At 33.9% G+C, this 11,537-nt stretch carries 10 protein-coding genes; all 10 read right to left on the bottom strand.

Features of this window, described 5'->3' with window-relative positions; translation table 11 throughout:
- A partial coding sequence (mutL, locus tag ACT8VG_RS02795) for a DNA mismatch repair endonuclease MutL (RefSeq protein WP_444195157.1) occupies positions 1-1,122 on the bottom strand: 1,122 nt, incomplete at its 3' end.
- A gap of 8 nt (positions 1,123-1,130) precedes the next feature.
- A complete protein-coding gene (gene mutS, locus ACT8VG_RS02790; protein WP_444195156.1) occupies positions 1,131-3,596 on the bottom strand; it encodes a DNA mismatch repair protein MutS in 2,466 nt (821 codons plus the stop codon).
- Positions 3,597-3,659: 63 nt separating this feature from the next.
- Positions 3,660-4,763 carry a M20/M25/M40 family metallo-hydrolase gene (locus ACT8VG_RS02785; RefSeq protein ID WP_217106687.1) on the bottom strand — a complete coding sequence of 368 codons (1,104 nt, stop codon included), beginning with the start codon at positions 4,761-4,763 and terminating at the stop codon, positions 3,660-3,662.
- Positions 4,764-4,820: 57 nt separating this feature from the next.
- The gene (locus tag ACT8VG_RS02780; protein ID WP_117459262.1) at positions 4,821-6,329 is read right to left on the bottom strand and encodes an IMP dehydrogenase; all 1,509 of its coding nucleotides are present in this window, start codon (positions 6,327-6,329) and stop codon (positions 4,821-4,823) included.
- A gap of 51 nt (positions 6,330-6,380) precedes the next feature.
- On the bottom strand, positions 6,381-6,719 hold the full coding sequence (locus ACT8VG_RS02775) for a YlbF family regulator (RefSeq protein WP_187012521.1): 339 nt from the start codon (positions 6,717-6,719) through the stop codon (positions 6,381-6,383).
- Positions 6,703-8,154: a tRNA (N6-isopentenyl adenosine(37)-C2)-methylthiotransferase MiaB gene (gene miaB / locus ACT8VG_RS02770; RefSeq protein ID WP_444195155.1), complete on the bottom strand. Its 1,452-nt coding sequence runs from the start codon at positions 8,152-8,154 to the stop codon at positions 6,703-6,705. Before miaB ends, ACT8VG_RS02775 begins: the two co-directional genes overlap by 17 nt.
- Before the next feature lie 72 nt (positions 8,155-8,226).
- A complete protein-coding gene (locus tag ACT8VG_RS02765; protein ID WP_117459259.1) occupies positions 8,227-9,153 on the bottom strand; it encodes an AEC family transporter in 927 nt (308 codons plus the stop codon).
- A gap of 57 nt (positions 9,154-9,210) precedes the next feature.
- Positions 9,211-9,456, bottom strand: a complete 246-nt coding sequence (locus tag ACT8VG_RS02760; RefSeq protein ID WP_022424184.1) for a hypothetical protein — start codon at positions 9,454-9,456, stop codon at positions 9,211-9,213.
- Between the two features lie 78 nt (positions 9,457-9,534).
- Positions 9,535-10,317 (bottom strand): TIGR00282 family metallophosphoesterase, encoded by a 783-nt coding sequence (locus ACT8VG_RS02755; protein WP_217106684.1) that lies wholly within the window; start codon positions 10,315-10,317, stop codon positions 9,535-9,537.
- Between the two features lie 44 nt (positions 10,318-10,361).
- A partial coding sequence (gene rny / locus ACT8VG_RS02750) for a ribonuclease Y (RefSeq protein ID WP_444195154.1) occupies positions 10,362-11,537 on the bottom strand: 1,176 nt, incomplete at its 5' end.

The following is an 11,537-nucleotide window of genomic DNA, read 5'->3' as shown; positions in this document are numbered from 1 at the left end:
CATTTCTTCATGATCAGTTTCAATAACTGGTTCTTCTTTGACTTCTTCAAAAACCTCATCAAGAGGAATAGTCATCTGTGCAAGACTTGGTTTGAAGGATGCTTTTTCTGTTTCTCTAGTAGATGGCTTATAAGTGAGATTCTTTTTGGATAAAGCCTCTTCCAAACCCTTAAGTAGTAATTCCTTTAATTCTGTTTCTTTAGAGAAACGTACTTCTAGTTTTGCTGGATGAACATTTACATCTACAAGATATGGATCTACATCAATCTCTAACACTGCAATTGGATAACGTTTATCAGCTAAATAACGACGATAAACCTCATTGATTGTATTAATTGTTTTCATATTCTTGACATAGCGATGATTCACTAGAGTAACAATATGATTCTTTGAAGAACGAGATGTATCAATTTTAGATATATAACCAGCCACATGAAACTCTTCATTGCCAAAATCAACATGAATCATATTTTTTGCAACAGGAATGCCATAAATTTCACTAATAACTTCTAATAAATTATTTCTTCCATTTGTTTTGAATATTGTTTTATGGTCATGAATAAGTGTAAAAGATATTTCTGGATGAGCGAGGGCTAGACGCTCTACATAAGAATAAATAGCTGCGAATTCCGCATTAATAGACTTCATATATTTAAGTCTAGCAGGTACATTCTGGAAGATACGTTCTACCGTGATCTTCGTACCGCGATTCATTGCCACACTACCTACATTTTTTCTTTTTCCAAATTCATATTCTACTTTTGTATTTTCTTCGCCATTGTTTGTTTCAAGAGTAAAGACACTAATAGAAGCAATAGAAGGAATAGCTTCTCCTCTAAAGCCTAATGTAGTGATATTAAATAAATCATTTTCATCTACAATCTTACTTGTTGCATGACGACTAAAGCATAGAAGTGCATCCGCACGATTCATTCCTATACCATCATCAATCACACACATCTTGCTTGTACCACCCTGTTCTACTAGAATAGTGATACTTTTAGCATTAGCATCTATACTATTTTCTGTCAACTCTTTAATAACACTTGCAGGACGTTCAACAACTTCGCCTGCTGCAATCTTATTGGCTAGATTTTCACTTAATTGTCTAATATGTCCCATAGTTTCTCCTACAACATTTTCTTTAATTCAATTAATGTACTTAATGCATCAAGTGGTGAGAGACTCATCGGATCAATGCCTTTGAGTGTTTCTTCTACAGCACTTGTTTTTATAACTGGTGTCACTTCAATATTTTGTAATTTTTCTTCAATATTATTGTCTTCTAGTGATTTTAATATGGCATCTGCACGTACAATAACTTCATCAGGTAATTTTGCGAGTTTAGCAACATTGATACCATATGACTGACCAGAGGGGCCATCTTCAATATGATATAGGAAATGAATAGAATCACTAGATACATCAGCACCTGCATGAACATTCTTAATAGAAGTGCCTTCCATACGTGTTAATTCATGATAATGTGTTGAAAAGAAAGTCAATGAATGATTATGGCTTGCAATATATTCTAAAATGCCCTGAGCTAAAGCCATACCATCAAATGTCGCTGTTCCTCTACCTATTTCATCAAATATAATAAGTGAGTTTTCAGTCGCATATTTCAAGGCATTATTAGCCTCCAGCATTTCTACCATGAATGTAGACTGACCACTAATTAAATCATCACTCGCACCAATACGAGTAAAGATTGCATCAAAGACTGGAAGAGTTGCACTTTTTGCAGGAACAAAGCATCCAATTTGTGCCATGATCATAATTAAAGCCATCTGTCGCATATAAGTTGATTTACCACCCATATTTGGTCCTGTAATCAACATAATTCTTGCATCCTGTCCTAAAGATATATCATTTTTTACATAACTTTCTTCAGGAATGACTTTTTCTACTACAGGATGTCTTCCTTCTTCTATTTGAATAATATGATCATCATTAAATGTTGGACGTACATAACGATTATAGCTTGATACATCAGCAAATGTACTAAATACATCTATCCTAGCTACAATCTTTGCAACATCCTGTATTTCATGTACATAACCCTTAATATATTGTCTTACCTGAGTAAATATTTCATATTCTAATGCAGCGATTCTATCCTGTGCTGAAAGAATCTTATTTTCCATATCTTTAAGTTCTGGAGTGACAAATCTTTCTGCATTGGATAAACTCTGTTTTCTTGTATAGTTGAATTCATCCTTTACTAAAGGTAAATAGCTTTTAGTGACTTCAATATAATAGCCAAAGACACGGTTATAACCAATCTTAAGACCTTTGATTCCTGTACGTTCTTTTTCATTTTCTTCAAAAGTCATTAACCATTTCTTACCGTTCTTACGAATATCACGTAATTCATCCAACTCTTTATTGTATCCATCCTTGATAATATTTCCTTCTTTAATAACTAAAGGTGGATCATCTACAATTGCTTCATCAATTGTATTAATAATACAAGACAAATCAACAAGCTGCATAGCTTGTTCATTCAATTTAGGATGATCAAGACTGAGTAGTTCTTGTTTTAATTCAGGAATTTTCTTCAAAGAAGAACAGATCCACTTTAAATCTCTCGCATTCACATTTCCAAAAGCCACTCTAGAAGCCAGTTTTTCAATATCATAAATATCATTGATCATATGAGTCACTGTATCTCTATCTAGAGGGTTATCCATGAATACTTCTACAAGATCAAGTCTTTCTTCTATCTTCTCTTTAGAAATAAGAGGCTGATCAATCCATTGTTTTAATAAACGACCACCCATTGCACTATGTGTATGATCTAATAGCCATAATAGTGTGCCATATTTCTCATTATTCGCATTTTTAGTAAGTTCAAGTGCCTTCTTTGTGACACTTTCCATATAAACATAATCTTCCTGTTTAACTTCTACAATTGTCTGAATATATTCTAATTCTCTCTTTTGAGTATCAATTAAATAATTCAATAAATTAGCACAGACCTTGATTTGTTTTAAATCATTGATATTATCAAAGATTTTCTTGTAGTTATCTTTAATTGTTTCATTCTTAAAAGGAGACTGCATCACTCCATCAATATGAATAGAATCATCTTCTACAACGATTTCTTTAATACCTAATGATTCAATCTTATTACGTAATAGATGTTCCTTCTTTTCTAGGTTTAAGCAATAAAATTCCCCTGTAGATAAATCAGCATAAGCAAGTGTATAAGAGAAATCAAATACACCTAAAGCCCCAATAAAGTTATTCACCTTCTCGTTTAACTTAAAGTCCATTAAAGTACCAGGTGTAACAATCTGAACAACACCTCTTTCTACAAGACCCTTGGCTTTAGGATCAGATAGCTGTTCTACAATAACAACCTTATGTCCTTGTTTGACCAATTCTTCTACATAACCACTTGCAGCATGAAATGGTACACCACACATTGGTACGCGTTCTTTAACACCTGCATTTTTACCTGTTAACGCAAGATTTAATGCTTTTGAGGCAATAGCTGCATCATCAAAAAACATTTCATAGAAATCACCAATACGATACATCACAATAGCATCTTGATGATCTTTTTTTAATTCTAAATATTTCTCCATCATGGGAGAGTACTTTTCTTTTTTCAAAATGATACTCACTCCTAACTCTCTCATTATAGCATATTTTTAGTCAATCATAAGATGTAATGCTAAGAGAGCACTCTTTTCTAATTCATCTATTGTTGTATATTCACTTACACTATGACAGTCATTCATAGCACAAGCCACAACTATTCCTCTAATGCCTTCTTTCACATATCTATTATTATCAGATCCACCATGAGTAGAAATAAGACGAGGTGTTAATTGAAGATTATGGCATGCATTTTTAAAACGTTCAACAACTTCTTCATCTTCATTGATCTTATAAGCTTCAATGTGTATATAATCATCATACTCTATAGATGCATGTTCTTTAATGGCTTCTTCTTCAAAAACAGTATGAATATGTTTACTCCATTTTAATGCATCCTGATGATCAAAACTTCTTATTTCTCCAGTAATAACGACTTCTCTAGGAACAATATTTCTTCCTTCTCCACCCTGAATTGTACCAAAGTTCACTGTAGTCTTATCATTGACATGACCATTAGGAATTCGATTTATAGCACTTGTTGCAATCTTTAAAGCATGAATTCCATCTTCAGGATTAAAACCTGCATGAGCGCTTTTACCTTTTACATTAATCTTAAATGAAATAATAGAAGGTGCTTCTAAGGCTGCTAGACCTACTTGTCCTGCTAAATCAAATGTATAACCAATACGTGACTTGATACGACTAAAGTCATAATAAGTACTTCCTGCATCATAAGGTTCTTCTGCCACACTAATAGCAAGTTCTATATCTCCATGAGGAAGATCATTATCTTCTATTGTACGAATGGCTTCAATATAAGAAGCAAGAGCACTTACATCATCAGCACCTAATACTGTTGTCTCGTCACTTGTAATACGCCCATCTTCATGAATAATGGCCTGTTTTCCTTTACCTGGTGAAACAGTATCCATATGTCCTGAAAAGATAATAGGTTCTTTGTTTGTATGGCCTTTTAATACAGCATAAATATTACCTGCTTCAAAGCCTTCTATAGGCATTTCTATGCATTCCATATGACACTCTTTAAAAATATTCATTAAATAGTCTTTCATCTTCTTTTCATGATAAGATTCACTATCAATAGATACCATTTCACAAAATGTCTGAACAAGTCTTTCTTTATTAATTTGCATAAATACTCCCCTTAAAGTCAAAAAAATGGAAGGAATAATATCCCTTCCATCCTCCTATTATCTGTTACCTGAATTTGAAGAATCCTTTAACAATACGTCATGTGCGCCACCTTCAACAATTGAAGTAGCAGACACAAGCTGGATCTTTGCTTTTTCCTGTAATTCAGCAATTGTAAGTGCACCACAGTTACACATTGTATGTTTCATCTTGCTTAATGATAAACCAACGTTATCTTTTAAGCTACCAGCATATGGTACATAAGAATCTACACCTTCTTCAAATGAAAGCTTCTTATCTCCACCTAAGTCATATCTCTGCCAGTTTCTAGCACGTGCAGAACCTTCACCCCAGTATTCTTTCATATACTGACCGTTGATGTTTACCTTGTTAGTTGGTGATTCATCAAAACGAGAGAAGTAACGACCTAACATGATAAAGTCAGAACCCATAGCTAAAGCTAAAGTCATATGATAATCATGAACGATACCACCATCTGAACAGATAGGGATATAAATACCAGTTTCTTTGAAATATGCATCTCTTGCTTCAGCCACTTCAATAGTTGCAGTAGCCTGACCTCTACCGATACCTTTCTGTTCACGAGTGATACAGATAGAACCGCCACCGATACCGATCTTGATAAAGTCAGCACCAGCTTCTGCTAAGAATCTGAATCCTTCACCATCTACAACGTTACCAGCACCAACTTTTACAGTATCACCATAATGTTCTCTGATCCATGCAATAGTGTTAGCCTGCCAAGCTGAGTAACCTTCAGAAGAGTCAATACATAATACATCTACACCTGCTTCAATTAATGCAGGAACTCTTTCTGCGAAGTCTCTAGTGTTGATACCAGCACCAACTACATAACGTTTAGATTCATCTAATAATTCATTAGGATTTGATTTTCTTGATTCATAATCCTTTCTGAATACGAAATAAAGAAGTCTGTTATCATCATCAATAATTGGTAAAGCATTTAATTTATTTTCCCAGATAATATCATTTGCTTCTTTTAAAGTAATATCTTTATGTCCGCATACTAACTTATCAAAAGGTGTCATGAAATCAACAACTTTTTCGTTTTCATCCATACGGCTGACACGGTAATCTCTACCAGTCACTAAACCAACTAAACGGCCATTTGCTGTACCATCTTCAGTAACAGCCATAGTAGAATGACCTGTCTTTTCTTTAAGTGCAAGAACATCTGCTAATGTATCATTAGCGCTTAAGTTAGAATCACTTGCTACGAAACCTGCCTTATAGTTTTTAACACGTCTTACCATTGCTGCCTGTGATTCAATTGTCTGTGAACCGTAGATAAATGAACATCCACCTTCTCTTGCTAAAGCAACTGCCATACCATCATCAGATACAGCCTGCATAACTGCAGATACAAGAGGGATATTTAATGAAAGTGCTGGTTCTTCACCTTTCTTGAATTTAACTAAAGGTGTCTTTAAACTAACATTCTGTGGCTGGCATTCTTCACTAGAATAACCAGGAATTAATAAATATTCATTAAAAGTGTGTGAGGGTTCATTAAAAATATGTGCCATAATAATCTCCTTTTTATATAAATTAGTTCAATAATAAACATTTAAAAACATTTAGTCAATAGCTTTTAATAATTCTTCATTGATGATTGTTTCAACTTGTATAAGGTAATCATTAACTTCACTTTTTAGATTCAAATAATTGACAATCAAAGGATGATTCTCAAAGTATTCTTTTTTGTCCTGATAGGCTTTTAACTCTTCATCAGTTAACTCACCAAGAGCCTTCTTTTTAAGAATAATCTGGCTCTCTTGTTTGATTTCATCTTCCAAAGATAATAATTCAGGATGTTCTCTTAAAGTCTTTTCATACTTCTTAAATTCCTGAATAAGAGGATCATTTAGAATCAACTGATTCAAAGAATTTGCTTTATTCTTAGTTATTTGATTCAAGCTGTTCTCCAGTTAACGCCCATGTCTTTGCTTCAGTTACACGAACATCTACAATCTGACCAACCATTGAAGCATCACCTTTAAAGTTAATAAGTTTGTTATGTTCTGTATAACCTGATAAAACATCTGGGTTCTTCTTAGAAGGACCTTCTACAAGTACTTTAACAACCTGTCCTAAGTATTTCTGATTTGCTTCATTGGCGTACTTATTCACTAATTCATTTAAGCGATATAAACGCTGTTCCTTATCACTTAGAGGAACATTATCTTCCATCTTTGCAGCTGGAGTGCCTTCTCTAGGTGAATAAACAAATGTATAAGCTAAATCATACTTACAATAGTTATATAAAGATAAAGTATCCTGGAATTGTTCTTCTGTTTCATTAGGGAAACCAACAATAATATCTGTTGTAATAGTACAATCAGGAATCTTTTCTTTAATCATATCAAATAGTTTCAAGTAGCTTTCCTTTGAATAACGTCTACCCATAAGCTTTAAAACTTCATCATTCCCCGACTGAACAGGTAAATGAATAGAAGGCATGATATTATCATACTTAGCGATAATATCAATCATATCCGCATTAAAGTCCCAAGGATGGCTTGTTGTAAAACGAATACGATCAATACCAGTCTTTGCGACAGCTTCTAATAATGTTGCAAAGTCAGTACCGTTATTTAAATCCTTACCATAAGAATTAACATTCTGTCCAAGTAATGTGATTTCTTTATAACCACTATTCTTTAATTCTTCTACTTCTTTGATAATTTCATCTAATTCACGAGAACGTTCCTTACCTCTTGTATAAGGGACAATACAATAAGTACAGAACTTATTGCATCCATACATGATATTCACCCATGCCTTATAGTTATTGGCACGATGACTTGGAAGATTTTCAATAACATCCCCTTCCTTAGACCAGACTTCAAGAACAAGTTCTTTTTCTAACATTGCCTGTTTTAATAAAACTGGAAGACGGTGGATATTATGTGTACCGAAAATAAGATCAACCTGAGGGAATTTCTCTAAGATCTTATTCACAACTACTTCTTCCTGTGCCATACAGCCACATACACCAAAGATTAGATTTGGTCTAGTCTTCTTGATATTCTTCAAGTAACCAATCTTACCAAATACTTTTTCTTCCGCATTTTCTCTAATAGCACATGTATTTAATAATACAACATCTGCCTGTTTTACTTCATCAGTATGAGTATACCCCATCATTTCTAAGATACCAGATAATGTTTCAGTATCTCTTTCATTCGCTTGACATCCATAAGTCTGGATATAATATGTCTGTCCTTTGCCAATTCCCACCATATCTGCAGGAATCTCAAATGCATCATCTAAATGCTGTACTTCAGTACGACCTCTAGAACGTTCATCTTTTAAAGAAGGACCTTTAAAATATTTACTATAATCTTTCATAAACGCTCCTTTTCGACACCATTATAACAAATACCCCTCATAAAAAAAACCCCCTAAATAGGGGTAAAAGTTTTAAATTAAAAACATATAGACAACAAATGGAATAGTGAAAACGGATATTAATGTTGTCATAAATATTGTCTTGGCTGCTAACCCACTGTCTCCGCCATATTTATTCGTAAATAATACTGCAGAACTTCCTACTGGCATAGATAACATAATCAAAGTCAATCCTCTTAGATAACTATCTTTGATTAAAAATGCAATTGCAGGATAAGCAATGACAGGGAAAATTAACTGCTTTATTATTGTATAAATATAAACACGTAGCTCATTAAATACATCTTTAATATTCATTGCCCCAAGTGTGACACCGATAATAATCATCGCGAGAGGTGTTGTCATATCTCCTACCATACCTGTAAAGTCTGTGATAATCTTAGGTGCTCTTATATGCAATAAATAGAGAATAAGTGCTAAGAAAGAACAAATCACACCCGGTGTAATCAAATTCTTAAAATTGAGTTTATTATTTCCCTGCTGCCCAATTCCAATCAAATAGACACCTAAAGTAAATAACATAATATTAAATACCATGCCAAATAAAGATGTATGGAAAACAGAATCATTTCCAAATATAGCTTTCATAATAGGATAACCAATAAAGCCAATATTAGAAAATACTGTCATAAAGACATAAAGACCTGTTTGATTACTTGGGACATGTAACAATTTATTAATAAACAATCCAATAAAAGGTGTAATAACATAAGTAATGACCGCAATACCTAAAATAGTGAAAATTGTTTTTGAGTCGCTATATTTTTCTGTGCATAATACAGAATTCAATACCATGCATGGTGTCGTGACCGATAAAACTAGAGATGTGAGTTTACTATTTGTATTCAAATCTAAAATATTTACTCGATATAATAAAAAGCCTAAACCCATCAACACAAATAATACAACCATCTGTCCAATAATCACATTTATATCCATAAGATCCCCTTTCTATCAAAAAAAGCACAGGGTTTAACCTGTGCCTTAAAATTACTCTTATCCAAAGAATCCATCAGGCTGGATTGAGAAGTACATATAACTTCCTTCTGGAGTCTTCTTGAATAAAGACTTACAATGTGCAGCAGCATCTTCTGGTGATAATTCTGTTTCACATTCGAAAGTAGCCTTAATACCAGCTTTACTTACATACTTCAATTCTACCTTATCATCCTTATATCCATCAAAAAAAGTAACTAGCTTCTGCACCTGTGCAGTCTGCATTAAAATTTTACATTTAGCCATAAAAAAATTGTCCTCCTTCAATAACTAGAACTATTATACTGTATTCTTTACAAAATGTGAAGACGCTTTCTTTTGTTTTTACTTAAACTTTACCTGTGGATCAATTCTGATTCTTTCAATGTTTGTACACTTGTTTCCATCAAAATGAAGCAATGTTGCACAAAGCTGTCCTTCATCTTCAACAACTCTAAAAGGTGTCATAATACCCTTAACACTACGTTCAATGATTGCTTCTTTTTCACACCCAATAACACTTTCATATGGTCCAGTCATTCCAACATCGCATTGGAAAGCTGTGCCCTTTGGGAGAATCTTTTCGTCACCTGTAGGAACATGTGTATGAGTACCTAATACTGCACTGACACGTCCATCTACATAGTAACCAAAGGCTATTTTTTCACTTGTTGCTTCACCATGGAAGTCAATGATATGGATATCACTGTTATCATTTTCTAATACAGGCTCAATAGCTTCAAATGGATTTTGAGGTTTTCCATCCATAAAAGTAAGGCCAAGTAAATTAGTCACTCTTATTTTTTTACCTTTTACCTCAATGACTCTAGAACCTACTCCTGGCATTGCAAGTGGCTTATTGAGTGGGACAATTAGCTTGTCCGCTTCATCAATATAATCAAAGATTTCTTTCTTTGAATACGTATGATTTCCCATAGTAATTAAAGAAATACCATAAGACAGTAATTCATCATAATGTTTCTGTAATAATCCTTTACCATGGCTTGTATTCTCACCATTCGCAATGACACATTCAACACTATATTTTTCTACAATTTTCGGTAGATAGGTCGCAATCATTTTACGTCCTGTCTTGCCAAAAATATCTCCTATAAATAATATATTCATTTTATTCACATCCTTAAAGAAAAAGTAGATAGGTTGGACCCTATCTACTTAGCTATTTCATTAGCACGAATCTCACGGATCACAGTTACTTTAATATGTCCTGGGTAAGTGAGTTCGGTTTCAATCTTTTCTTTGACATCTCTTGCAAGCTTATGTGCTTTTAAGTCATCAATCTTTTCTGGATTAACGATAACTCTAATTTCACGACCTGCCTGGATAGCAAATACCTTATCCACACCTTCAAACTGTTTAGGCAATTCTTCAAGTTTTTCAAGTCTCTGGATATAATTTTCAATTTTTTCACTTCTACTACCAGGTCTTGCAGCTGATAATGTATCTGCCGCAGAGATGAGTACTGCAATGATAGATGTTGCTGGAACATCACCATGATGAGATTCAATCGCATTGATTACAGTCGCATTTTCCCCAAATTTCTTAGCGAATTTAGCACCTAATTCAACATGACTTCCTTCCATTTCATGGTCTACTGCTTTACCTAAGTCATGTAATAAACCAGCACGTTTAGCAAGCTGCTGATTTAATCCAAGTTCAGAGGCCATAATACCGGCAAAATGAGCCACTTCGATTGAATGCTGTAAAGCATTCTGACCATAACTTGTACGATATTTTAACTTACCAATCATCATGACAAGTTCTTTGTTCATTTTTGATAGTCCTAATTCAAAGACAGCATCCTGCCCTGCCTTTAAAATAGTATCATCTAAATCCTTCTTAGTCTTAGCGACTACTTCTTCAATACGTCCTGGCTGAATACGTCCATCATGAATAAGTGTTTCAAGTGATAAACGAGCCACTTCACGACGAATTGGATCAAAACATGATAATGTAATCACTTCTGGAGTATCATCAATAATTAAATCAACACCAGTCGCATTTTCAATTGCCTTAATATTACGACCTTCACGACCGATAATACGCCCCTTCATTTCTTCACTTGGAAGTGCTACTACACTGACTGTGCGTTCAATGACTTCTTCCTGAGAATAACGATTCAAGGCATTCGCAATAATATCCTTTGCAAATAATGAAGCTTTAGTCTTTGCTTCATCTTCTTGTTCTTTGATATAAGCAGTGACTTCAGTCTCCATACGCTGTTCTACTTGTTTAAAGAGTTCAGCTTTTGCTTCCTGTGCAGACATAGCTGCAATTTTTTCAAGTTCGGCTACTTTTTCATCAATCTGATGTTGTAGCTTTTCTTC

Source organism: Catenibacterium sp., assembly GCF_052354645.1.
GTDB classification, from domain to species: domain Bacteria; phylum Bacillota_I; class Bacilli_A; order Erysipelotrichales; family Coprobacillaceae; genus Catenibacterium; species Catenibacterium mitsuoka_A.
The sequence above is the reverse complement of the archived record's forward strand: the minus strand, read 5'-3'. Positions and strand labels throughout refer to the sequence as shown.

Coding starts and splice junctions, on each gene's coding strand:
- miaB (WP_444195155.1), bottom strand. CDS start 8,154: ATGAAAGATTATAGTAAATATTTTAAAGGTCCTTCTTTAAAAGATGAA.
- ACT8VG_RS02760 (WP_022424184.1), bottom strand. CDS start 9,456: ATGGCTAAATGTAAAATTTTAATGCAGACTGCACAGGTGCAGAAGCTA.
- ACT8VG_RS02765 (WP_117459259.1), bottom strand. CDS start 9,153: ATGGATATAAATGTGATTATTGGACAGATGGTTGTATTATTTGTGTTG.
- ACT8VG_RS02785 (WP_217106687.1), bottom strand. CDS start 4,763: ATGCAAATTAATAAAGAAAGACTTGTTCAGACATTTTGTGAAATGGTA.
- ACT8VG_RS02780 (WP_117459262.1), bottom strand. CDS start 6,329: ATGGCACATATTTTTAATGAACCCTCACACACTTTTAATGAATATTTA.
- mutS (WP_444195156.1), bottom strand. CDS start 3,596: ATGATGGAGAAATATTTAGAATTAAAAAAAGATCATCAAGATGCTATT.
- ACT8VG_RS02755 (WP_217106684.1), bottom strand. CDS start 10,317: ATGAATATATTATTTATAGGAGATATTTTTGGCAAGACAGGACGTAAA.